This window comes from Methylobacterium frigidaeris, assembly GCF_022179185.1.
In the GTDB taxonomy this organism is placed as follows: Bacteria; Pseudomonadota; Alphaproteobacteria; order Rhizobiales; family Beijerinckiaceae; genus Methylobacterium; species Methylobacterium frigidaeris.
This window is the reverse complement of sequence record NZ_BPQJ01000013.1, coordinates 138002-160977: the sequence shown is the minus strand read 5'-3', so window position 1 is coordinate 160977 and position 22976 is coordinate 138002. Positions and strand designations below refer to the sequence as shown.

At 72.4% G+C, this 22976-nt stretch carries 16 protein-coding genes and 1 riboswitch; of the genes, 10 read left to right on the top strand and 6 right to left on the bottom strand.

From position 1 onward, the window contains the following. Positions 1-458: 458 nt before the first annotated feature. The 4 genes from MFF64_RS15725 to thiC all read right to left on the bottom strand — a co-directional run bounded on the left by MFF64_RS15725 (position 459) and on the right by thiC (position 6733). Positions 459-1490, bottom strand: coding sequence for a sensor histidine kinase (locus MFF64_RS15725; protein ID WP_238191463.1), 1032 nt, complete (start codon positions 1488-1490; stop codon positions 459-461). Between the two features lie 2 nt (positions 1491-1492). Next, the gene (locus MFF64_RS15720; RefSeq protein ID WP_064503883.1) at positions 1493-1906 is read right to left on the bottom strand and encodes a response regulator; all 414 of its coding nucleotides are present in this window, start codon (positions 1904-1906) and stop codon (positions 1493-1495) included. A 202-nt stretch (positions 1907-2108) separates the two neighbouring features. Continuing rightward, complete coding sequence (locus MFF64_RS15715) at positions 2109-3956, bottom strand: ATP-binding protein (protein WP_133123737.1); 1848 nt, start codon at positions 3954-3956, stop codon at positions 2109-2111. A gap of 896 nt (positions 3957-4852) precedes the next feature. After that, positions 4853-6733: a phosphomethylpyrimidine synthase ThiC gene (gene thiC, locus MFF64_RS15710; protein WP_099908557.1), complete on the bottom strand. Its 1881-nt coding sequence runs from the start codon at positions 6731-6733 to the stop codon at positions 4853-4855. Between the two features lie 58 nt (positions 6734-6791). Continuing rightward, a riboswitch (TPP riboswitch) is annotated at positions 6792-6902 on the bottom strand. A 139-nt stretch (positions 6903-7041) separates the two neighbouring features. Between thiC and MFF64_RS15705 the strand changes: the two genes are divergently transcribed. Together MFF64_RS15705 and MFF64_RS15700 are read left to right on the top strand one after the other, a co-directional pair. Further along, complete coding sequence (locus MFF64_RS15705) at positions 7042-7416, top strand: restriction endonuclease (RefSeq protein WP_099908556.1); 375 nt, start codon at positions 7042-7044, stop codon at positions 7414-7416. A 126-nt stretch (positions 7417-7542) separates the two neighbouring features. Continuing rightward, positions 7543-8682 carry an acyltransferase family protein gene (locus tag MFF64_RS15700; RefSeq protein ID WP_099908554.1) on the top strand — a complete coding sequence of 380 codons (1140 nt, stop codon included), beginning with the start codon at positions 7543-7545 and terminating at the stop codon, positions 8680-8682. A 293-nt stretch (positions 8683-8975) separates the two neighbouring features. Here the strand turns inward: MFF64_RS15700 and MFF64_RS15695 are convergent, their stop codons facing one another. After that, entirely contained in the window at positions 8976-9824 is an 849-nt protein-coding gene (locus MFF64_RS15695) for a type 1 glutamine amidotransferase (RefSeq protein WP_238191461.1), read from the bottom strand. Between the two features lie 225 nt (positions 9825-10049). Here MFF64_RS15695 and MFF64_RS15690 point away from each other — a divergent pair, with 225 nt between their 5' ends. The 4 genes from MFF64_RS15690 to MFF64_RS15675 all read left to right on the top strand — a co-directional run bounded on the left by MFF64_RS15690 (position 10050) and on the right by MFF64_RS15675 (position 15654). Then, a complete protein-coding gene (locus MFF64_RS15690; RefSeq protein ID WP_099907959.1) occupies positions 10050-12224 on the top strand; it encodes a transglycosylase domain-containing protein in 2175 nt (724 codons plus the stop codon). Between the two features lie 196 nt (positions 12225-12420). Then, positions 12421-13884 carry an amidase gene (locus tag MFF64_RS15685; protein ID WP_099907961.1) on the top strand — a complete coding sequence of 488 codons (1464 nt, stop codon included), beginning with the start codon at positions 12421-12423 and terminating at the stop codon, positions 13882-13884. Between the two features lie 122 nt (positions 13885-14006). Beyond that, entirely contained in the window at positions 14007-15281 is a 1275-nt protein-coding gene (locus MFF64_RS15680; protein ID WP_099907963.1) for a PQQ-dependent sugar dehydrogenase, read from the top strand. A gap of 55 nt (positions 15282-15336) precedes the next feature. Beyond that, entirely contained in the window at positions 15337-15654 is a 318-nt protein-coding gene (locus MFF64_RS15675; protein WP_099907965.1) for a c-type cytochrome, read from the top strand. A gap of 400 nt (positions 15655-16054) precedes the next feature. On the opposite strand, the gene atzD is transcribed toward MFF64_RS15675, so the two are convergent. Continuing rightward, complete coding sequence (atzD, locus tag MFF64_RS15670; protein WP_099907967.1) at positions 16055-17158, bottom strand: cyanuric acid amidohydrolase; 1104 nt, start codon at positions 17156-17158, stop codon at positions 16055-16057. A gap of 311 nt (positions 17159-17469) precedes the next feature. Between atzD and MFF64_RS15665 the strand changes: the two genes are divergently transcribed. From MFF64_RS15665 to MFF64_RS15650, 4 genes are read left to right on the top strand one after another with little or no spacing between them, the layout of a single operon-like run. Beyond that, the gene (locus MFF64_RS15665; protein ID WP_099907969.1) at positions 17470-18669 is read left to right on the top strand and encodes a glycosyltransferase family protein; all 1200 of its coding nucleotides are present in this window, start codon (positions 17470-17472) and stop codon (positions 18667-18669) included. A gap of 12 nt (positions 18670-18681) precedes the next feature. Continuing rightward, the gene (locus MFF64_RS15660) at positions 18682-19926 is read left to right on the top strand and encodes a glycosyltransferase (protein WP_099907971.1); all 1245 of its coding nucleotides are present in this window, start codon (positions 18682-18684) and stop codon (positions 19924-19926) included. Continuing rightward, positions 19923-21020, top strand: a complete 1098-nt coding sequence (locus tag MFF64_RS15655) for a glycosyltransferase family 4 protein (RefSeq protein ID WP_099907973.1) — start codon at positions 19923-19925, stop codon at positions 21018-21020. Before MFF64_RS15660 ends, MFF64_RS15655 begins: the two co-directional genes overlap by 4 nt. Continuing rightward, positions 21017-22960 (top strand): glycosyltransferase, encoded by a 1944-nt coding sequence (locus MFF64_RS15650; protein WP_238191459.1) that lies wholly within the window; start codon positions 21017-21019, stop codon positions 22958-22960. The genes MFF64_RS15655 and MFF64_RS15650 overlap by 4 nt, the downstream gene beginning before the upstream one ends. The last annotated feature ends 16 nt before the right edge of the window (positions 22961-22976 follow it).

Here is a 22976-nt window from a genome sequence, read left to right as displayed (position 1 = left end):
CTCCTCAGGGCCTCTCTTCGTTGATCGGACCATAGAGGCAAACGGGGTGTCGCGACACGCGGGAAAAGCGCGCCGCGTCGTCCGGGACGATGCGGCGGAGCGGGTCCGGCGGGGCGCGCGGCACGCGGTCGTGCCGGTGGGCGGACGGCTCCCTTTTGCTCCCCCCTCTCCCGGATGACGGGCGCGAGGCGGAAGAAGATCCGGGATTCGCCGCGGGCGGTCCTTCCTCGCAAGCAGAAAGTTCCGGTCGAGCTTTCGCGTTGCATCCCGGTGTCCGGCCGCTGCCCAGCTGCGAGGGTTGCAGCCGAAATGCCATTGCAGAGCGGTCGCTTCGCGAACGTCGATTGCGGATCCCGGATCTCCTTCCACGTCCTCACCCTTGTCCGGGAACGGGCGAGGGGCCTGTGCGATCAGCCATCCCTGTCGTGGATTGTGGTGTGGCGTAATCGGATCGCGCCCTAGAGCGCGATGTCGATGCTCGCCGCCGTACCCTTCTCCGCCTGGGCGTAGGCGATCTGCGCCCGCAGGTTCGACGCCATGGCGCGCACGATGCGCGAGCCCAGCCCCGTGCCGCGCGGGGTGCCGACGCCCTGCCAGCCGACGCCGTCGTCGGCGACCGTCAGGCGCAGGGTGTCGCCGTCGCGGCGCGCGGTGATGCGGATCTCGCCGGTGGCGCCGTCCGGATAGGCGTATTTGTAGGCGTTGGTGACGAGCTCGGTGACGATCACCCCGAGGGAGACCGCCTTGTCGGTCGCCACCTCGACCGGGGCGGCGTCGAGCAGGATGCGGTGGCGCTGACCGGTGGCGTTCATCGCCCCGTCGAGGTCCTCGACCAGGGTCGCCAGGTAGGCGTCGACCGCCACCACCCGCACGTCGTCGGAGGTGTAGAGCCGCCGGTGGATGCCGGCGATCGCGGTGATGCGGGTCTGGGTCTCTTCGAGCGCGGCGCGGGCGGAGGCGTCGGTGACGGTGTTGGCCTGCATCCGCACCAGAGCCGCCACCAGGGCGAGGCTGTTCGCCACCCGGTGGTTGACCTCGCGCAGCAGCAATTCGGCCCGGTCGCGGGCCTCGCGCACCTCGGCCTCGGCTCGCTCCTTCTCGCGCCGGGTGCGGTCCTGCAGCACGGCGGTCGCGACGGCCTCGGCGAGAAGCTCGCGGAAGTGGCCCTGCAGGTCCTTCCAGACGTAGTCGACGGCCCCGGCCTTGAGCGCCGCCACGGCGACGCGGCTGTCCTCCGAGCCGGTGACGTAGATCACCGGCGGCGCGTCGGCCAAGGCGCGGATGCGCGGAAGGATGTCGAGGCCGGTCTCCTGCGGCATGTGGTGGTCGAGGGCGACGACGTCGAAGCGCTCGGAGGCGATGCGGGCCAATCCCGCCTCGCCGTCGTTCGCGTGCACGACCTCGCAGCCCCGGCCCGCCAGCGTGCGGGCGACGAGGCGCCCCAGCCCGGGGTCGTCGTCGATATAGAGCACGCGGACCGGCTCGGTCACGGTCAGGCGCTCTCCGGAACCTGCATCACCGAGAAGAACAGGCCGAGCTGGCGGATCGCGTTGGCGAAGCCCTCGTAGTTCACCGGCTTGGTGATGTAGACGTTGCAGCCGAGATCGTAGCAGCGCTGAATCTCGCGCTGGTCGTCGGTGGTGGTCAGGATCACCACCGGCGAGCGGCGCAGGTGCGGGTTCGATTTCACCTTCTGCAGGATGTCGATGCCGGTCATGTCCGGCAGGTTGAGATCGAGGAGGATGAGCAGCGGCCGGCCGGCATTGATCTCGCCGCTGCCGTCCGGCCCGAACAGGGCGGCGAGCGCGGAGGTTCCGTCGCGGAACGACTCGATGACGTTGTTGACGCCGGCGCGGCGGATGTTCCGCTCGATCAGCCGGGCATGGCCCTCGTCATCCTCGATCATCACGATGTGTACGGCCGGCACCTGACAACTCCTTGTGGCGCGAAACCCGGACGAACCGGGACGCCTCTTCCTCGCGCGCGATCGCGCCGACCGCGGGAGACATGCTCCCGTCATCCTCTCTCTAGACCATTTTCCAGTCAGAGTGACACGTGGCTGGCGTAGAAAACATGCCGGTCACGTTAACCTGGCGTTGCATTGCGCTTCAGCTCTGCCGCAGCGGCAGCGTCACGCTGAAGGTGGTGCCGACCCCGAACTCCGACGACAGGTCGATCCGCCCGCCGAGCGCCCGCACCAGGGTGCGGACATGGGCGAGCCCGATCCCCTCCCCCGGCCGGTCCTGCACGCCGGAGCGGCGGAAGAGCTCGAACACCCGGGCGTGGTCGCGGGCATGGATCCCGCGGCCGTTATCCGTCACCAGAAAGACCGCGAGTCCGTCCGAGACCGATCCCGCTACGCTGATCCGGCCCGGCCGGTCCTTGGCCAGGTACTTGATCGCGTTGTCGATCAGGTTGCCGAAGATCTGCTCGACCGCGAGCCGGTCGGCGGTGATCCCCGGCAGGTCGCCGATCTCGATCACGGCGCCCGCCGTGTCGGCCTGGTGGCGCTGCGCGTCGGCGAGGCCCTGGACCAGGGCGGTCATCGCCAGGGGCTCGGGCTGGAAGGTGCGCCGCCCCTCCCGCGAGAGCTTCAGGATGGCGTTGATGAGACCGTCCATCTTGGTGATCGCGGCCTTGATGAAGCTCACCGATTCGCTGAGGTCGGCGTCGATCCGCTCGGCCTGCGGCCGTCCCGCCAGGGCGACGCGGATGTCGTCCTGGCTCGCCTCGATCTCGCTGGTGAACCCCATGATGTTGACGAGCGGCGCCCTGAGGTCGTGGCTGACGATGTAGGCGTAGCGCTGGATCTCCTCGTTCGATTCGCGGAGCGCCGTCTCGGCAGCGCGCTGCTCGGAGATGTCGGAATGCACCCCGACCCATTCGCGGATCGCGCCGTCGGGATCGAGCACCGGCACCGCCTGGATCGCGAAGGTGCGAAACACGCCGTCATGGCGGCGCACCCGGTGCTCGTGGGTGAAGCGCCGGCGCTCGGCCACCGCTTCGTTCCAGCTCTCGACGCTGGCGGCGCGGTCCTCCGGATGCACCGCCTCGGCCCAGCCGTAGCCGGCATATTGCTCCGGCGTCTGGCCGGTGAGCGCCGCCCAGGCCGGCTGGTCGCTCGTCATCCGACCGCTCGCGTCGTTGGTCCAGAGCACGCCGCGCACCGCCTGGACGGCGGCGGCGAAGCGGTCCTGCTCGCGTCGCACCGAGGCGAACAGGCGGGCATTGTCCATCGCCACCGCGGCCTGGCCGGCCAGGCCCTCGACGAGCGCCGCCTCGCGGCTGCCGAAGCGGTGTGGTTCGGGATGGCCGAACAGCAGGGCGCCGAGGGTGGCACCGGTGCCGGAAACCACCGGCACCGCGAGGTAGCTGCGCACCGGCAGGTGGCCCTTGGGCATGCCGCCATGGCTGCCGTAGCGCGGGTCCGTCGTCACGTCCTCGCTCAAGACCACCCCGCCGGCGGCGAAGGTCTGGCTGAACAGGGTCGTCGCCCGCGGCAGGCCGAACCGGGTGAAGGCCTCCCGCGGCGCACCGGTGAGGCTGAGGAGCTGCCAGTGCTCGGGGCCCTCCGGGCCCTCCGGCACCCGCTCGAACAGGGCGCCGTAGGCCGCCCCGGTCAGGTGGGTCGCCGCCTCCACCACGGTGTCGCCGAGGCGCTGGCGGTCGAGCTCGCTCGAGAGCGCCGTGCCGAGGCGGTTCAGCACCTCCAGGCGCTGGGTCTCGGCGCGCAGGGCCGCGGCGGACCGGGCGCGCTCGGCCGCCCGCTCGCGCTGGCGCTGGGCCGCGCCCGCGATCTCGGCGCTCACCGCCGCCACCTCCGCCGGCACGCCATCGAGGACAGGGGCCGCGCGGCCGAGGCCGAGCGCCACCGCCTGGTCGCGCAGGGCCTGGAGCGGCGCCGCGATGCCGCGGGCGAAGGCGAGCGCCAGCACGGCCGCGATGGCGGCCAGCATCCCGCCGAGCCCGGCGAACCAGACCAGCGAGGCCCGGACCGGCGCCGCCAGCGCCTCCTCCGGCACCCCGACGGCGACGCGCCAGTCCGGCACCCCGGCCCGCGCATAGGCGACGAAGAACGGATCACCCTCCATCGAGGCGCCGCGCCAGCTGCCCTCCGGTCCGACGGCCTGGCGCAGCTCGTCCGGAGCTCTGACGCCGGTGAAGCGCTCGGGCGCCCGGGTGCGGGTCAGCATCCGCTGGTCGCGGTCGACGACGCTCATCACCCAGCCCTGCGGCACGCCGCCGGAGACGAGCACGTCGCGAATCCGCGTCGTCGGCAGGGAGAAGGACAGAAGGTAGAGCACCGCGTCGCCGCCGCGGCGCAGAACCGGCACCGTGACCCGGAAACGCCCGTCGGCCACGCCCGAGACGGCCGGCCGACCGTTCAGAGCGGCCGCGTCCGCGGCGTCGAGGTGTTCCGGCATCGGCTCGGTGCCGACATCGATGATCCGCCGGCCGTCGGTGTCGCGCAGGACCGCCGGCAGACCGCTTCGGTGAGAAAGCTCCTCCACCTGCTCGCGGAACGCCGTGACGTCGCCGCGCTGGAGCGCGTTGGAGAGGCTCAGGGCCTCGAGGGTGGCGACGAGGCTCGCGACCTCGCGGTCGACCGCCGCCGCCTCCATCCGGGCGCGGCCCAGAGCCTCTCCCTCCAGGCGCTCGCGGGCGGCGCCGGCGAATTGCCACAGGACCACGCCGCCGAAGATCAGGATCGGCACCGCCAGGCCGAGGGCGAAGACGACGAGGCGGCGCACGATCGAGCCGGGGCGCGAGTGTCCCGGCGCAAGGGAGGGGGCGAGAGACGGGGCAGGCCCCGGCGGGGTCGCGGAGGCCTGCATCGGCATGAAACGGATTCCTACTCGCCGGGTTCGACGTAAAGCCTCCCGCCCACGCCCAAGAATTCCGCCGATTTTTGGGCCATGCCGGCTGCCCGGGCCGCTTCGCTCAAGGGTGTGGCTTCGCCGACCACGGCGCTCGCCGCCTCCATCGCCAGCACGTCGGCGCGCAGGTCCTGGGTGATCTTCATCGAGCAGAATTTCGGCCCGCACATCGAGCAGAAATGCGCGACCTTGTGGGCGTCCTTCGGCAGGGTCTCGTCGTGGTAAGCTCGCGCCGTGTCCGGGTCGAGGGAGAGGTTGAACTGGTCCTCCCAGCGGAAGTCGAACCGGGCCCGCGACAGGGCGTCGTCACGGACCTGCGCCGCCGGGTGGCCCTTGGCGAGGTCGGCGGCATGCGCCGCGATCTTGTAGGTGATGACTCCGGTCTTCACGTCGTCGCGGTTCGGCAGGCCGAGATGCTCCTTCGGGGTGACGTAGCAGAGCATCGCGGTGCCGTACCAGCCGATCATCGCCGCGCCGATGCCGGAGGTGATGTGATCGTAGCCCGGCGCCACGTCGGTGGTGAGCGGGCCGAGCGTGTAGAACGGTGCCTCGCCGCACTCGGCGAGCTGCTTCTCCATGTTGACCTTGATCTTGTGCATCGGCACGTGGCCGGGCCCCTCGATCATCACCTGGCAGCCCTTGTCATGGGCGACCTTGGTGAGCTCGCCGAGAGTCTCCAGCTCGGCGAACTGTGCCGCGTCGTTGGCATCGGCGATCGAGCCCGGGCGCAGGCCGTCGCCGAGGGAGAACGACACGTCGTAGGCCCGGCAGATGTCGCAGATCTCCTCGAACCGCTCGTAGAGGAAGGATTCCCGGTGCCCGGCCAGGCACCAGCGCGCCATGATCGAGCCGCCGCGCGAGACGATGCCGGTGACCCGCCGCGCGGTGAGCGGCACGTGGGCGAGGCGCACGCCGGCATGGATGGTGAAGTAATCCACCCCCTGCTCGGCCTGCTCGATCAGCGTGTCCTTGAACACCTCCCAGTCGAGCTTGAGCGGATCGCCGCCGACCTTCTCCAGGGCCTGGTAGATCGGCACGGTGCCGATCGGCACCGGGGCGTTGCGCAGGATCCAGCCGCGGATGTTGTGGATGTTGCGGCCGGTCGAGAGGTCCATGACCGTGTCGGCGCCCCAGCGGATCGCCCACACCATCTTCTCGACCTCCTCCGCCGCCGACGAGGTGACGGCCGAGTTGCCGATATTGGCGTTGATCTTGACGAGAAAGTTGCGGCCGATCGCCATCGGCTCGAGCTCGGTGTGGTTGATGTTGGCGGGGATGATCGCCCGCCCGCGTGCCACCTCGTCGCGTACGAATTCGGGGGTGATGAAGGGCGGGATCGCGGCGCCGAAGCTCTCGCCGTCGGCGATCTTACCGTCGGCCCCCGCCAGCATCGCCTCGCGGCACAGGTTCTCCCTGTGCGCGACATAGATCATCTCCTCGGTGACGATCCCGGCACGGGCGAATTCGTACTGCGTGACCATCTGGCCGGCCCCGCCCCGGCGCACGGTGCGGGCGGCCGGGCACGGCGCCACCAGCCGGTCCTCAGGCACGAAGCCGTTATCCTCCGGCTTCACCGCCCGGGGTGCGACGGAATCGTAGCCGCGGCCCGCGATCCAGGGGTTGCGGATCTCGGGCAGGCCGGCCGCGAGGTCGATGCGCGCGCCGGTCTCGGTATAGGGGCCCGACGGGTCGTAGACCCGCACCGGGGCCTCGCCCGGGTCGGTCAGCGCGATCGCGCGGTAGGGCACCCGGAGGTCGGGGCGGTCCTTCGGCGAGGCATAGGCCTTCACCGAGCCGGTGACCGGCCCGGTGGTGACGCTCTGCGGCAGATCCTTCGCGAGGATGGGTGCGTTCATGGATCCCTCCCAGGGAGACGATCCGGCCTCGAAGGCGCGAGGACGCACGGGCAATGCAGTCATGGCAGGTTCCCGTCCCTCCGCCGGTACGAACCGGATCAGGTTCAAGGGTCAGGACGCATGCTCGTCCAATCTCAGCCCCGTCTGCGGGGCCCCCCTCGGTAACGGGCCGACTGTCGGGCGGGGCGCGGGGTTTGTCAACGGCAGGCCGCGGGTCGAGACGTTGCGGCATCCCGCCTTCGATCTTGAAACGCGCTGCCACTGCGACCCAGATACGGAAGCCTATCCCCGCCTTTCAGGAGCTTGCCTTGGGACGCCGTGACCGGCGCTGGCGCGACGACGACCCCTCCACCCACGGCCCGAGCGCCCGCGAATCGGTGATCTGCCCGCTCTGCGAGCGGCCGATCCCACCCGGCGCCCGCCAGAGCAAGCACCACCTGACGCCGAAGCTGAAGGGCGGCACCCATGGCGAGACGGTGCAGTTGCACCAGATCTGCCACTCGGCGATCCATGCCCGCCACAGCGAGGCCGAACTGGCCCGTCGCCTGAGCGACGTGGAGAGCCTGCGGGCCGAGCCGGAGATCGCCCGTTTCCTCGCCTGGGTGCGCACCAAGCCGGACGATTTCCACACCGCGACGCGGATGACCCGGACGCGGCGGGAGGCGAAGCGGAGCTGCCGGTAGAACGACCGAAGTCTTCGACGAGACGGTGAATGCGCCGTTGCGAGTCTGCGCGCGATTCGACCGGCCGGTCTTGCACCGATCTTTACGTCTCCCTGCGAGCCTCGGGCCGTCCTCGTGGAGACGCCGATGTCCGCCCGACCCAACACCGAACCCGCCCTCTCGGTCCGGCCGGACGACCCGGTGCGCCCGCGTGCCGCGCCGGCCGCCGGCCGCCTCGCCTGGGTCGACGTCGCCAAGGGCATCTGCATCATCCTGGTGGTGATGATGCACTCCACCCTCGGGGTGGGCGAGGCGATGGGGGGCGAGGGCTTCATGCACCACGTCGTGGAATTCGCCAAACCGTTCCGGATCCCGGACTTCTTCCTTCTGTCCGGCCTGTTCGTCGGCCGCGTGGTCGACCGCGACTGGCGGCTGTTCGCCGACCGGCGCATCGTCCACTTTGCGTATTTCTACCTGCTGTGGCTGGTGCTGCAGTCGGCGGTGAAGTACGGCCAGATCACTGAGGGCGCGGGACCGGGGGCGTTCCTCGCCCATCTCGGCCACGGGTTGGTCGAGCCGTACTCGACGCTGTGGTTCATCTATCTCCTGGCGGTGTTCTCGATCGCCGTGAAGCTCTTGCGCCGGGTGCCCGGACCGGCGCTGCTGATCGGCGCCGCCCTGCTGCAGCTCGCACCGGTCCATACCGGCTCGACCCTGATCGACGAGTTCTGCGCCCGCTTCGTCTACTTCGTCGCCGGCTACCTGTTCGCGGCCCGCATCTTCGCGCTCGCCGACTGGGTGCGGGCGCGGTCCGGCCTCGCGCTCGCAGGCCTCGCCGCCTGGGCGCTGATCGAGGGCGCCCTGGTCTTCACGGCGACCGGCCTGCCGTTCCACCCGAACCTGGCGGGCCTGCCGGTTGTGAGCTTGGTGCTCGGCGCCGCTGGGGCGCTCGCCATCGTGGCGGCTGCGGCCCTGCTGACCCGGGCCGGCGGCCCGGTGACGGCGGTCCTCCGCGCCTGCGGTGAGCGCTCGATCGTGATCTACCTCGCCTTCTTCCTGCCAATGGCGGCGCTTCGCACGGCGCTGGTGAAGAGCGGGATCATCGAGGATGTCGGCCTCGTCTCGCTCCTCGTCACCGTGGCGGCGGTGGCCGTGCCCCTCGGGATCGAGCGGCTGGTGCGCCACACCCCGGCCCGCTTCCTGTTCCGCCGGCCCGCCGCGTTCCACCTCGTCGGCGAGGACCGGCCCGGCCCGGCGCCGCACCTCGCCTCCGCCCGAACGACTTGACGCCCGACTCCCCGACCGGCTCCACGACGGCGCTCCTCTCGGGGCGCCGTTTTGTCGTCCGGCCGTCGGATGACGACAGGGTACCGGGCATCTATTCCTGCTTGTCGCAATCCTCGTCCAGTCGAGCGGGAAGAGATGCGGTGACCGGCGGTCTTTGCCGATCGTCGACCAGTCTTTGCCGATCGTCGGCGATGTCTCTGCAAGTTCCGACCAGCCTCCGCCGACGCCCTGACGCAGCAGGCCGAGCATCTGGAGGCCGAGGTCGCGGGCTTCCTGGAGGGTGTACGGGCCCCTCAGGCGCGGCGCGTGCGCGGCCGCACCAGGTGATCGAGGAAATTCCTGATCTCGCGCCGGCGCCGCTCCGGCACCAGCACCTCGGCGGTGACGCCGAGGCCCCAGGCGAGGTCCCGCCGACCCTCCGGGTCATGATGCAGGTCGCGCATGGCATCGGCGTAGGCGTGGAGCGAGGCCTCGTCCGGGCACAGGCCCGCCTCCACCACGCCCTGCGCCGACAGCCGCAGCATCGCCGCGACCTCGTCGAGGTCGAGCTCGGGATGGTACTGCGTGCCCCAGAACACCCCGTCGCCGAGGCGGATCTCGATCGCCTGGACGTCGAGGCGGTCGTTGCCGGCGAGGACGCGGCTGCCCGGCGGCGGCGCGATGACGGCGTCGTCGTGGATCGCCGGCGCGTCCCAGGCCGGCGGCCGGCCGTCGAGAAGCGGGTGGCCTGCCCCGGCCTCCGTCCGGCTGATGGCGCGGGCGAGCCCGTATTCCGGCCCCCGCGGGTTGCGGGCGGCCCGGCCCCCGGCGAGCGTGGCCGCCACCTGCACGCCCCAGCACGAGCCGAAGACCGGGAGCCCGGCTTCGAGCGCCGCCCGCACCAAGTCGCATTGCCGCGTCACCGCGGGACCGCCCTCCTCGACGTGGAGGATCGAGCCGGTCAGCACCAGGGCGTCGCACTCGGAGAGCGCCCGGGGCAGCACCGCATCGGCATCGGCCGGGGCGACGAGGTGGCAGCGGGCGTCCGGGGCGAGCTTCGTCAGGATGCCCGCGTAGGTTTCGGCCGAGGTCTTGTCGCAGACCGTGAGATGCGTCTCGCGGCCGGCCCGGTCGTTCCCATCCGCCACCAGCAGGTGCAACATGTCGGCTCCTTGTCAGAGCCTCCGCAACGTCCGCGGGTGGGGGGCGTTCCCGGCACGGTGTGCCGCAGCCCCGCGGCCACAGTGCTAAGTCACGAGGATCCTTCGACAAAATTTCGGTTAACGGCCCTTAAACCCGCCTCATTTAGCGTCTCTTGAGTGCCCCGTGCGGGCCGGCATCGCCCCGCGCAGGCCGGCATGTCCGGGGGCGAAGGGGAACTCGGCAGGATGGCGAAGGGACGCGAGCGCAAGGGTCGGGTCGAGCCGCGCTTCGAGGCGGACGGGCCCGCGGACCCGGCGGCGCTCGACCTGCGCCTCTCGCGCGGCGACCGGGCGGGAGGCGGCGTGGCCAAAGGAACATCCAAGGGCGGGGCCAAGGCCGCTCCGAAGCGGGCCAGCCGTGCGGCCGCCCAGGCGCCGCGGCGCCGGCGGCGCTCCTTCCTCGGAACCCTCGTCTACGGCACCATGATCCTCGGCCTCTGGGGCCTGGTGGCGGTCGCCGGCATCGTCGCCTACCACGCCTCGCAGCTGCCGCCGATCGACCAGCTCGCGGTCCCGAAGCGCCCGCCCAACATCGCGATCCTGGCCGCCGACGGCTCGCTGCTCGCCAACCGTGGCGAGACCGGCGGCCGCACGGTGAGCATCCGCGAATTGCCGCCCTACCTGCCCCGCGCCTTCGTGGCGATCGAGGACCGGCGCTTCTACGGCCATCTGGGCATCGACCCGATCGGCATCGCCCGCGCCATCGGCCAGAACCTGACCCGCCGCGGCGTGGCGCAGGGCGGCTCGACCCTGACCCAGCAGCTCGCCAAGAACCTCTTCCTGACCCAGGAGCGCACCGCCTCGCGCAAGATCCAGGAGGCGATCCTGGCGCTCTGGCTCGAGCACAAATACACCAAGGACGAGATCCTCGAACTCTATCTCAACCGGGTCTATTTCGGTGCCGGCGCCTACGGCGTCGAGGCGGCGGCGCAGCGCTACTTCGCCAAGCCGGCCAAGGACGTGACGCTGGCGGAGGCCGCGATGCTCGGCGGCCTCGTCCAGGCGCCGTCGCGGCTCGCGCCCAACCGCAACCTGGCCGCTGCCCAGGCCCGGGCCGCCCAGGTGCTGGCGGCGATGCAGGAGCTGGGCTTCGCCAAGCCCGCCGAGGTGCAGGCGGCGCTCGCTCAGCCGGCCAAGCCAGCCCGGGCGAAGGGCGGCGGCTCGGCCAACTACGTCGCCGACCTCGTGATGGACGTGCTCGACGACTACGTCGGCAAGATCGAGACCGACGTCGCGGTGCAGACCACCGTCGATCCGGCGATCCAGGCGGTGGCCGAGCGGGCGCTGGTCGACGAGCTGAACCAGAAAGGCGGGCGCTACAATGTCGGCCAGGGCGCCGTCGTGTCGATGCGCCCCGACGGGGCGATCCGGGCGCTGATCGGCGGGCGCGACTACGCCCAGAGCCAGTTCAACCGCGCCACCACCGCCAAGCGCCAGCCCGGCTCGGCCTTCAAGCCCTTCGTCTACCTCGCGGCGGTCGAGCGCGGCCTGACCCCCGACACGGTGCGGGAGGACGCGCCGATCGCCATCAAGGGCTGGAATCCGGAGAACTACTCGCGCAACTACAGCGGGCCGGTGACCCTGCGCGACGCCCTCGCCCACTCGCTCAACACCGTGGCGGTGCGGCTCGGCCAGGAGGTCGGCCCGAAGGCGGTGGTGCAGACGGCGCAGCGCCTCGGCATCACCTCCCCGCTCCAGGCCAACGCCTCGATCGCGCTCGGCACCTCCGAGGTCACGCCGCTCGAGCTGGTCGGCGCCTACGCGGCCTTCGCCAATGGCGGAATGGGGGTGATTCCCTACGTGATCGCCAGCGTGAAGACCGTCGACGGCCGCAGCATCTACAAGCGCGCCCCGAGCGGCCTCGGCCGGGTGATCGACCCCAACGCGGTCGGCATGATGAACGCCATGATGCACGAGGTCTTCGTCAGCGGCACGGCGAAGAAGGGCGACATCCCGGGCTGGGACCTCGCCGGCAAGACCGGTACCAGCCAGGATTTTCGCGATGCCTGGGTGGTCGGCTTCTCCGGCACGCTCGTCACCGGCGTCTGGCTCGGCAACGACGACGGCGAGCCGACGAAGAAGGTCTCGGGCGGCAACCTGCCGGTCGAGATCTGGAACCGCGTCATGACCGCGGCCCTGCGTGGCGACAAGCCGGTGCCGCTGCCCGGCGCCGCCCGCTGGCGCCGCAGCAGCGGCACCGCCGTCGCGGCGGCGGGCCCGGCCGAGCCGCAGACGCTCGGTGGCCTGATCGACACCCTCGTCGGCGGTGGGCAGCCCCCGGCGCGCCCGCCGGCGCCGCAGCGCGGCGGGCCGAGCCGGGAGGACAAGAACTTCCTGGAGCGGCTGTTCGGGCTCGACTGAGGCGGCGGCCTCGCGCCGTCGCCATCCGGCTGGCCCGGGCCGTCGTGACGCGACGGCGCGGCGGTGATCGCCGCCGTGGCACGGGGCCGCGCCGACCGGGACGCATGCACGAGGCGGCGGAAGACCCGCCTCTGCGGCGCTTGCCGAGCCCCCTCCCCCGTGCTCCGCTGGCGCAACGCCGCTCCAGGACGACCCGATGCCCCCTTCTTCCGATCTCGTGACGATGCGTGCCACCGACCTCGCGCGGGCGATCCGCGACCGGGCCGTCTCGGCCCGGGAGGCGATGCAGGCCCATCTCGACCAGATCGCCCGCCACAACCCGGCGGTGAACGCGATCGTCTCGCTGCGCGACCCCGATCGTCTCCTCGCCGAGGCCGAGGCCGCCGACCGGGACTTGGCGGCGAACGGCCCGCGCGGGCCGCTCCACGGCCTGCCGCACGCGGTGAAGGACCTCTCGGCCACCGCCGGGATCCGCACGACGCAAGGCTCGCCCCTGTTCCGCGACACCGTGCCGGAGACCGACGCGCTCCACGTCGCCCGCCTCAAGGCGGCGGGCGCGATCCTGATCGGCAAGACCAACGTGCCGGAATTCGGCCTCGGCTCGCACAGCACTAACCCGGTCTTCGGCGTGACGCGCAACGCCTACGATCCGGCGAAGGCCGGCGGCGGCTCGAGCGGCGGGGCTGCGGTGGCCCTGGCTTTGCGCATGGTGCCGCTCGCCGATGGCAGCGACCACGGCGGCTCGCTGCGCAACCCCGCCGCCTGGAACAACGTGCTGGGCCTGCGCCCCGCCGCCGGCCGGGTGCCGGGCCACACCGACGAGGTCTTCCTGCCCCAGCTCGGCGTCAATGGTCCGATGGCGCGCAGCACCGCCGATCTCGGCCTGCTGCTCTCCGTCCAGGCCGGCGACGATCCCCGCATCCCGAACGCGATCCGTCAGGACCCGGCGGGTTTCGCCTTGGCCCGGCCGCGGGAGCTGAGGGGGCTGCGCATCGGCTGGATCGGCGATTTCGGCGGCCATCTCCCGTTCGAGCCCGGCGTGCTCGACCTCTGCGAAGCCGGCCTCGCGGTGTTCTCCGCTCACGGTGCCGCGGTCGAGCCGGTCCTGCCCGCCTTCGATCCGGAGGCGATCTGGCGCGCCTGGATGGTTCTGCGCCAGTGGATCACCGGTGCCAACCTCGCGGTCCATTGGCGCGACCCGGAGAAGCGAGCCCTGATGAAGCCGGAGGCCGTCTGGGAGGTCGAGCAGGGCCAGAAGCTCTCGGCCTTCGAGGTGCACGCCGCCAGCGTCACCCGCACCGCCTGGTACCACTGCGTGCGCGGGCTGTTCGAGCGCTTCGACGTCCTGGCCCTGCCCGCCGCGCAGGTCTTCCCGTTCGATGCGCGCGAGACCTGGCCGCGCAGCATCAATGGCCGCGCGATGGACACCTATCACCGCTGGATGGAGGTGGTGGTGCCGGGGACGATGTCGGGTTGCCCGGTGATCAGCCTGCCGGTCGGCCTCAACCCGGGCGGGCTGCCGATGGGGATTCAGCTCATCGCCCCGAACCACGGCGAGGCCGACCTCCTCGCCATCGCGGCGGCCTACGAGGCGGCGACGGGCTTCGACCGCACCCAGCCGCCGATCCTGCGGGACCGGTCGCCAGCCCTGCGCGCCTGAACCGCGGTGGCGCGGACGGGATAGGCTTTCTGCTGCGCTTGCTGCCCGGCGAGGTCGCAGCCATACATGGCGGGCAACAAGCTCGGCCACGCCGCAAACGGTCGACACCGGAGGAGATCCCGATGAAGCCCTTCCTGATGGCGGCTCTCGCCGCGAGCGTATCCTTCGCGGGCGCCGCGCTCGCGCAGGACACCACGGCCGGCGACACCAAGGCCAAGGTCGACAACCTGGAGAAGCTCGGCAGCTTCAAGCAGACCGGCGTCGCCGAGCCGGCGCCGATCCCGCAGACCGGCCGGCGCGCCGACGCGATCAACCGCACCCTGCAGAAGATCAAGGTCCCGGACGGCTTCAAGATCGAGCTCTACGCCGTGGTACCGGATGCCCGGGCCATGGCGGTCGGCCCGAATGCCGGTGTGGTCTTCGTCGGCACCCGCAAGTCCAAGATGTATACGGTGACCGACCGCGACAAGGACCGGGTCGCCGACGAGGTGAAGGTCTACGCGCCCGGCATTGACTTCAAGATCCCGAACGGCGTCTGCTTCTCTCGCGACGGCGTGCTGACGGTGGTGGAGCAGAACCGGGTGCTGGCCTTCCCGGCGGCCGAGTTCTTCTACGAGGGGACGGACGGTCCGGCGGTCGTCGTGGTCAAGCAGGGCGAGCTGATCCCGCCGGCCGAGGAGAGCTACAACCACACCGCCCGGATCTGCCGCATCGGCCCGGACGGCAAGCTCTACGTCTCGCTCGGCCAGCCCTACAACGTGCCGCCGAAGGACAAGGCCGACCTCTACGCCAAGACCGGCATCGGCGGCATCATCCGCATGGACGCCGACGGCAAGAACCGCGAGGTCTACGCCACCGGCATCCGCAACTCGGTCGGCATGGACTTCGCCCCCGACAAGACCCTGTGGTTCACCGACAACCAGGTCGATGGCATGGGCGACGACCAGCCGCCGGGCGAGCTGAACCAGATCACCAAGCCGGGCCAGAATTTCGGCTTCCCGTGGTACGGCGGCGGCGGCGTCCGCACGGTCGAGTACAAGGACGACAAGATCCCGGCCGACGTGGTGGCGCCGAAGGCGGAGCTGCCGCCCCACGCCGCCGATCTCGGCATGATCGTCTACAAGGGCAAGTCGTTCCCCGAGAAGTACCGCGGCGGCATCTTCACCGCCGAGCACGGCTCCTGGAACCGCACGACGCCTATCGGCGCCCGGGTGATGTTCGTGCCGGTCAACAAGGACGGTACCGCCGGCAAGCCCGAGCCCTTCGCCGAGGGCTGGCTGACCGAGGGCGGCGAGTATCTCGGCCGCCCGGTCGACGTCGCGACCCTGCCCGACGGCTCGCTGCTGGTCTCCGACGACACGGCCGGCGCGATCTACCGCATCTCCTACGAGAAGTAGGCTGTTTCGGAGGGGGCGGCCCAAGGGCCGCCCCCTCCTCTCTCAGGAGACGTTCATGACCCGCGCCCTCTCCCTCCTGCTGCTGCTTGCCGCGACGGTGCCGGCCGCCGCCGGCGACGCCAAGGCCGGCCGGGCCAAGGCGGTGGGCTGCCAGGCCTGCCACGGCCTCGACGGCCTCTCGAAGCTGCCCGACGCGCCGAACCTCGCCGGCCAGGTCGAACCCTACCTCGTCAAGGCGCTCACCGAGTTCCGCAACGGGACCCGGAAGAACGAGGTGATGTCGGTGGCGGCCCAGGATCTGTCGGATGCCGATATCGCGAACCTGGCGGCGTATTACAGTGGGATCCAGATCGATGTGATCCCGCCGGGCTGAGCCACGACGCGCAGACGATCGGTCGGCACGAGGCAGATGACGAGCCTTCGATGGTTGTCGGCATCGATCAGTGTGGACGCGAAGTAGGTCCAGGCTCCCGACCGGATACCTTGAGCGAACCAAACGAGGCGCTCGACGATCTCGAAGGCGGCGTCCGGCAGTCCGTATCTCGGGTCATCGCTCGCGAAGTGACGTGAGCCTTCGAGAATCGCGAAAATCCAGACAAGGCCGCTGTCGTCGCGCGCCTCGCACAGGCGATCGAGATAGGTCGTCGGGGAACGATCGGCATGCTCGCTCCGGGCCGCGCCGTTCAGGAGGCGGCGGCAGCCTTGGAACGCGGCGCGGCGGTCGCCGGGAAACCACGAAGACTTCTCGAAAGGCGGCGCGCCGCGCGGTTCACTTACCCCTCTATCGTCGCGATCACCGCCACCGGTCCGCCCCCGTCCGGCCCCTGGTGCTCGGCCCCGCCCGACACGAACAGGTCCGTCCGCCCGATCGCCGCCGCGGCCACGCCGCCGACCAACGCCCGGGCGTGGCGGGTGGCGTTGATGTCGCTGTCGTCGTTCATGATGTGGCGCTGCCCGCGGATCAGGCCGTTACTCGTCGGCTCGGCCTTGGCGAGCAGGGCGACGACGCGGGCGGCCGCCTCCGGCGGGAGCTGACCGGAGGCCGGCAGGCCGAGATCCTGGAGCGCGCCCTGGATCGCCGACAAGTCGATGCCGTCGCGCATGACCTGGTGGGCGATGCGCAAGGACCCGCTCCAGCCCGGCGCGTTGCCGAGCACGATGACCTCGTTGCGCATCAACTCGATCCCCGCCGAGGCGCTGGCGCGGCCGGAATAGAGGTCGGTGCGGGTGCCGATCACGTCGTCGGCGAGGGCTGAATCCGGGATCTCGCCGAGCGCCAGCCCGATCCCCAGCGCCGAGGCGCCGCGGGAGAGGCCCATCGAGGCGTAGGTATCGTGGGTCGCCACGCTCTCGCCGCGGGAGGCCGCCTCCTGGATGCGGGCGCTGGTCAGGAGCGGACACTTCACCTGCACGAAGTGCACGTCATCGACGACCTCCAGCCCTGCCGCCGCCATGGCGCGCCGCACGGCAGCGGCGGTGGCGCGCACCTGCGCCATGCGGCCGATCTCCTCGGGACGAAAATCGTCCGTGAAGGCGGTGCCGACCGCGAGCGCCCGGCCCGGCCCGGCCGGTCCCTCGCGCCGGGCGAGAATGAGGAGGTGGGGCGAGAGCCCGCCCTCGGTGCCGCCGGACATCACCAGGGCGACCCGGGCGCCGACGGCCGCCGGCGAGAGGCCGAGGCGGGCGCCGAGCATCGCTTCCAACGCCATCACGGCGAGCGGTCGGGTGAAGTCGTTGACGCAACCGTTGCCCTCGGTCTTGCCGAACACCGCGACGATCTCCTGCGGAGCGACGGCGCCGGACTCGATCAGGGCGTCGAGCCCCGAGACGTCGGCGGGGTGCCGGGTCGGCACGCGGAAGACGAGGCATTCGGGCATCTGGTACTCTCACGGCGCTGCTTGGGTGTCCGGGTCGTCTGACGGGGGGCGACGAGGCCGCTCCGCGCCGCGGCGCCCCTTGCAAATGCGCCGCCAACCCGGCCGACGGTGCTGCACCGCCACAAGCCTGGCCATAACTGCCGGAGCCCGGGTAGCCGGGCCGGGGGCGGATGCGCTAGTCTGGCCTCCCGCGCCCGGGAGGTCCGCAACCCGATGCCGATACCGTTGAGCCGCACCCGGCCCGCCGTGTCCGCACGGGCCTCCCTGTTTTCCCGGGCCGGAATGGCCGCCCGGATCGAAGTGTCCACGGGATGAGCTTCGCGTCCCCCGTGCCCGGCGGCTCTCCGCAGCGGGTGCTGATCTACTCGCACGACACGTTCGGGCTCGGCCACCTGCGCCGGGCGCGGGCGATCGCGCATGCCCTGGTGGCGGAGGCGCCGGAGCGGCGGGTGGTGATTCTGTCCGGCTCTCCGGTGAGCCACGCCTTCCGCTTCGCCCCCGGGGTGAGCTGCCGGCGCCTGCCGGGTGTGACCAAGCTCGCCAGCGGCGAGTACCAGAGCCTCGGTCCCGGCCACGGCCTCGGCGAGGTGGTGGCGACCCGCGCCGCCCTGATCCGCCACGTCGCCGAGCGCTTCGACCCCGACCTCTTCCTCGTCGACAAGGAGCCGGCGGGCTTCCACGGCGAGGTGCTGCCGACGCTCCACCGTCTCAAGGCAAGGGGCTGCCGGCTGGTCCTCGGCCTGCGCGACGTCCTCGACGATCCGGCGTTGCTCGCGCCCGAATGGGAGCGCAAGGGCGCGCTCGCGGTGCTGCCGCTCTACGATTCGCTCTGGGTCTACGGCCTGGAGGAGATCTATGCCCCCCTCGACGGGCTGGCACTGCCCACCGGCATCGCCGGCCGCCTGACCTATACCGGCTATCTCCGCCGCGAGGCGCCCGGGGCGGAGGCTCCCGACGAGGCAGCCGAGGAGCCGTTCCTCCTCGTCACCCCGGGCGGCGGCGGCGACGGGGTCGAGCTCGTCGAGGCGGTGGTGCGCGCCTACGAGGCGCAAGGCCTGGAGCACCGGGCGCTGGTGGTGTTCGGCCCGTTCTTCCCGGCCGTCGAGCAGGAGCGTTTCCGCGCCCGCATCGCCGCCCATCCGCGGCTCGCCTCCCTCGATTTCGACGCGCGGCTGGAGCGACTGATGCGCCGGGCCGCCGGCGTGGTGGCGATGGGGGGCTACAACACCTTCTGCGAGATCCTGTCCTTCGATCGCCCGGCCCTGATCCTGCCGCGGGTGCGGCCGCGGCGCGAGCAGCTGATCCGCGCCCGCGCCGCCGCCCGGCTCGGCCTCGTCGGGGTGATCGAGCCCGGGGAGGACGAGGACACCGCCCGCATGGCCGCGGCGCTCGCCGCCCTGCCCCATCGTCCGACCCCTTCGTCCCGGCCGATCCCCGGTCTCCTCGACGGCCTGTCGGCGATCCGCCGCCTCGCCGCCGCACCGGACGCCGCCTGCGTGGCCGCCGAGTAAGCCATTCCTCCCATGCCCCCGCTCCGCATCGCCGTCCTCGTCAAGGGCTATCCGCGCCTGTCCGAGACCTTCATCGCCCAGGAGCTGCTCGGCCTCGAGGCGCGGGGCCTGGATCTCGCGATCTGGTCCCTCCGTCAGCCGCATGACGGCGCCGTGCACCCGATGCACCGGCAGATCCGCGCCCCTGTCGCCTACCTGCCCGAATACCTCTACCAGGCGCCGCTCCGGGTCCTGCGCGGCGCCCTGTCGGCCCTGCGCCGGCCGGGCCTCCTGCCGCTGATAGGCCTCGCCTGGCGCGACCTCGCCCGCGACCTCACCCCCAATCGCGGCCGGCGCCTCGGCCAGGCCCTGGTGCTCGCCCGCGAGCTGCCGGCCGAGATCGAGCACATCCACGTCCATTACCTGCACACCCCGGCCTCGGTGGCGCGTTACGCCGCGCTCCTGACCGGGCGGAGCTGGAGCGCGTCCGCCCACGCCAAGGACATCTGGACCACGCCGGACTGGGAGCTGACGGAGAAGCTCGACGATGCGCGGCTGAGCTTCGCGGTGACCTGCACGGCGGCCGGCGCGGCGCGCCTGCGCGCGCTCTCGGGGAATCCGGAGCGGGTCTCGCTCGTCTATCACGGCCTCGACCTGTCGCGGTTTCCCGCGCCCCCGGAGAGCCGCCCGTCCCGGGACGGGTCGGATCCGGCCGATCCCTTGCGGGTCGTCACGGTCGGCCGGGCGGTGGCGAAGAAGGGCTTCGACGACCTCCTCGATGCGCTGGCCGCCCTTCCCCCCGACCTGCACTGGCGCCTCGCCCATGTCGGCGGCGGCGAGGCGCTGGCGGCGTTGCGCCAGAAGGCGGCGTCCCTGGGCCTGTCGCAGAAGGTGCTCTTTCTCGGCCCCAAGCCCCAGCCCGAGGTGGTGGCGCTCCTGCGCGAGGCCGACCTGTTCGTGCTGCCGGCCAAGCCCGCGCCGTCGGGCGACCGCGACGGGCTGCCGAACGTCATCATGGAGGCGGCCTCCCAGGGCCTCGCGGTGGTCGCCACCGACTTCGCCGGCATCCCGGAATTCCTGCGCGACGGCATCGAGGGCCGGCTGGTGCCGCCGGGCGACTGGGGGGCGCTCTCGAACGCCGTCAACCTGCTCGCCCGCGATCCCGCCGAGCGGGCCCGCCTCGCCGGCGCGGCCCTCGACCGGCTGCGGGCGGAGTTCGGCGCCGAGGCCGGGTTCGAGAGGGTGGCCCGCCTGCTCAAGGATGCGGCCGGGCGATGACCCGGATCGCCTTCTACGCTCCCCTCAAGGCCCCGGACCACCCGGTGCCGTCCGGCGAGCGCACGATGGCGCGGCTCTTCCTGCGGGCGCTCGCGGCGGCCGGGTTCGCGCCGGAGGTCGCTAGTTCCCTGCGTACCCGCGATCCCGACGGGTCCCGGCATCCGATCCTGCGGGAGGAGGCGCTGAGGCAGGCCGCGCGCCTGGTCACGGCGTACCGCGCCGACCCGCCCGCCCTCTGGTTCACCTATCACGTCTACTACAAGGCGCCGGACTGGATCGGACCGGCGGTGTCGCGGGTCCTCGGCATTCCCTACGTGGTGGCGGAGGGCTCGCGGGCGCCGAAGCGTGCCGCCGGCCCGCACGCGCTGGGCCATGCCGGAGCCGAGGCGGCCCTCGACGCGGCGGACCTGGTCCTCGTCATGAACCGCCGCGACCGGCCGGCGCTCGAGACGGCGCGGCCGGGGCGGCAGCTGCTCGCCGACCTGCCGCCCTTCCTCGATCCGGCCGATTGGCCGCTGCCCGAGGCCGGGCGAGCGCCCGGCCCCTTGCGCCTCCTCACCGTCGCGATGATGCGGGAGGGCGACAAGCTCGCCTCCTACCGCCTGCTGGCCGAGGCCCTGGCGCAGCTCGGCGACCGTCCCTGGATCCTCGACGTCGCCGGCGACGGCCCGGCGGCGGCGGAGGTCGCGGCCCTGCTCGCGCCCTTCGGTCCCCGCGTGCGCCAGCACGGCACCTTGGCACCGGCCGGGCTCTCGGCCCTCTACGCTGCCGCCGACCTGCTGGTCTGGCCGGCCGTCAACGAGGCCTACTGCGTGGCGCTGCTGGAGGCACAGGCTCATGGCTGCCCGGTGGTCGCCGGCGGCTATGGCGGCGTGCCCGACGTGGTGCGCGATCGCGTGACCGGCCGCGTGGCGCCGCCGGGCGACGCCGCAGCGCTCGCCGCAGCGATCCGCGACCTCGCCGCGGCGCCCGAGCGCCTCGCGGCGATGCGGGGGGCCGCTCTCGCCTTCGCCCGCGAGGAGCGTGGCCTGATGGCCTCTGCGGCCCTCCTGCGCGCGGCCCTCGCCCCGCTCCTGCGGGAGCGTCAGGCATGAGCCGGATCCTGATCGCCGTCACCCACCTCCTCGGCGCCGGGCATCTCACCCGGGCGGCGGCGCTGGCGCGGGCCTTCGCGGGCGCCGGCCACGCCGTGACGCTCGTCTCCGGCGGCATGCCGGTGCCGCTGCCCCGCCTCGACCGCATCAGCCTGGTGCAGCTGCCGCCCCTGCGCATCACCGGCACGGCCTTCACGGCGCTCCTCGACCCGGAGGGCGCGCCGGTGACGGCGGAGCGCCTGGCGGCCCGCCGCGACACCCTGCTCGCCGCCTTCGCCGAGGCCGCACCCGACGCGGTCGTCACCGAGCTCTATCCCTTCGGCCGCCGGGTGCTGGCGCCGGAATTCGAGGCCCTGGTCGAGGCCGTTCGGGCGGCCTCGCCGCGCCCCCTGCTCCTCGCCTCGATCCGCGACATCCTCGCGACCCCGAGCCGCCCTGAGCGGGTCGCCGCCACCCACGCGCGCCTCGACGCCTACGACGCCGTGCTGGTCCACGGCGATCCCGCCTTCCTGCCCCTCGACGCCTCCTGGCCGGTCGAGGCCGCCGTGGCGCGGCGCCTGCGCTATACCGGCTACGTCGACGAGGCCGAGACGAGTCCCGCCCCGGGCGGTCCCCGCTCCGGCATCGTGGTCTCGGGCGGCTCCAGTGCCGCGGGGCTGCCGTTGCAGGAGGCGGCCGTCGCGGCGGCGGCGCTCACCCCGGACCTGTCCTGGCGCATCCTCGTCGGCCGTGCCGTGCCGGAGCCCGCCTTCGCCGGCCTGGCGGCGGCGGCGCCCGCGAACGCCATCGTCGAGCGGGCCCGGCCGGATTTTCGCGCCCTCCTGGCGGGCGCCGCGCTCTCGGTCAGCCAGGCCGGCTACAACACGGTGCTGGACCTCCTGCACGGCGGCTGCCCGGCCCTGCTGGTGCCGTTCGAGGCCGGCCAGGAGACCGAGCAGCGCCTGCGCGCCGAGACCTTGGCCGCTCACGGTCTCGCGAGAGTGCTGCCGGAGAGCGAGCTGACGGCAGAGCATCTGGCCGCGGCAGCTCTCTCCACTCCACCGCCGGCCACCGGCCACGCCATCGCCCGCGACGGGGCGCGGCGGAGCGTGGCGATCGTGGAGGAGATGCTGGGCACTCCCGTTCCCACGGGAAAGGGGCGAGCGCCGGCTCGTCATCCGTCTCCCGACGTCACGCCCCTCACCGACGCCCTCGCCCGCGCCGCGGACGAAGGCCGCACCGTCACCCTCTGGTGGCGCGACGACGACGCGACCGCCCACACCCCCGCCCTCGACCGCCTGCTCGCCCTGGCGGCCCGGACCGGCTGGCCGGTCGCCCTCGCGGCGGTGCCGGCCCGGGCCGAGCCGTCGCTGACGGCGCGCATCGCGGACGAGCCCGGGATCGACCTCCTCGTCCACGGCCTCGCTCACGCCAACCACGCGCCCGCCGACGCCAGGAAGGCGGAGTTCGGCTCGCATCGGCCCCTGGCGGCGTTGCGCGCCGATGCGGTGGAAGCCCTGGCGCTCTCCCACGCCCGCCTCGGCCACCGCCTGCTGCCGGTGCTGGTCCCGCCCTGGAACCGCATCGCCCCCGACCTGCCCGAGCACCTGCCGGCCCTCCACTATCGCGGCCTCTCGGCGGCCCATCCCCTGCCGCCGGTGCCCGGCCTCGCCCAGGCCCACGCCGCGATCGACCCGATCGCCTGGCGCTCCGGCGGCGGGCTCGCCGATCCGGAGGGCATCGTCGCCCGCGCGGCCCGGGCGGTGGCGGAGGGCGGCCCGGTCGGGCTGCTCACCCACCACCTCGTGCAGGACGGGACGACCTGGGACTTCTGCGAGCGCCTCCTCGACTGCCTCGCCTCCCACGCTGCGAAGAACCGAGCATCGAGAATATCGCGTGCCGCCGCTTTGTTTGCGCCCGCGGCGTCGCCCGTGTCACAAACGGACCCTATCTTCCGATAGATCCGGGAGCGCCCTC

Bases quoted from the DNA above. Each gene is read 5' to 3' on its own strand.
- MFF64_RS15720 (WP_064503883.1), bottom strand. From the start codon at position 1,906: ATGATCGAGGATGACGAGGGCCATGCCCGGCTGATCGAGCGGAACATC.
- MFF64_RS15715 (WP_133123737.1), bottom strand. From the start codon at position 3,956: ATGCTGGCCGCCATCGCGGCCGTGCTGGCGCTCGCCTTCGCCCGCGGC.
- thiC (WP_099908557.1), bottom strand. From the start codon at position 6,733: ATGAACGCACCCATCCTCGCGAAGGATCTGCCGCAGAGCGTCACCACC.
- MFF64_RS15700 (WP_099908554.1), top strand. From the start codon at position 7,543: ATGTCCGCCCGACCCAACACCGAACCCGCCCTCTCGGTCCGGCCGGAC.
- MFF64_RS15695 (WP_238191461.1), bottom strand. From the start codon at position 9,824: ATGTTGCACCTGCTGGTGGCGGATGGGAACGACCGGGCCGGCCGCGAG.
- MFF64_RS15690 (WP_099907959.1), top strand. From the start codon at position 10,050: ATGGCGAAGGGACGCGAGCGCAAGGGTCGGGTCGAGCCGCGCTTCGAG.
- MFF64_RS15685 (WP_099907961.1), top strand. From the start codon at position 12,421: ATGCCCCCTTCTTCCGATCTCGTGACGATGCGTGCCACCGACCTCGCG.
- MFF64_RS15680 (WP_099907963.1), top strand. From the start codon at position 14,007: ATGAAGCCCTTCCTGATGGCGGCTCTCGCCGCGAGCGTATCCTTCGCG.
- MFF64_RS15675 (WP_099907965.1), top strand. From the start codon at position 15,337: ATGACCCGCGCCCTCTCCCTCCTGCTGCTGCTTGCCGCGACGGTGCCG.
- atzD (WP_099907967.1), bottom strand. From the start codon at position 17,158: ATGCCCGAATGCCTCGTCTTCCGCGTGCCGACCCGGCACCCCGCCGAC.
- MFF64_RS15665 (WP_099907969.1), top strand. From the start codon at position 17,470: ATGAGCTTCGCGTCCCCCGTGCCCGGCGGCTCTCCGCAGCGGGTGCTG.
- MFF64_RS15660 (WP_099907971.1), top strand. From the start codon at position 18,682: ATGCCCCCGCTCCGCATCGCCGTCCTCGTCAAGGGCTATCCGCGCCTG.
- MFF64_RS15655 (WP_099907973.1), top strand. From the start codon at position 19,923: ATGACCCGGATCGCCTTCTACGCTCCCCTCAAGGCCCCGGACCACCCG.
- MFF64_RS15650 (WP_238191459.1), top strand. From the start codon at position 21,017: ATGAGCCGGATCCTGATCGCCGTCACCCACCTCCTCGGCGCCGGGCAT.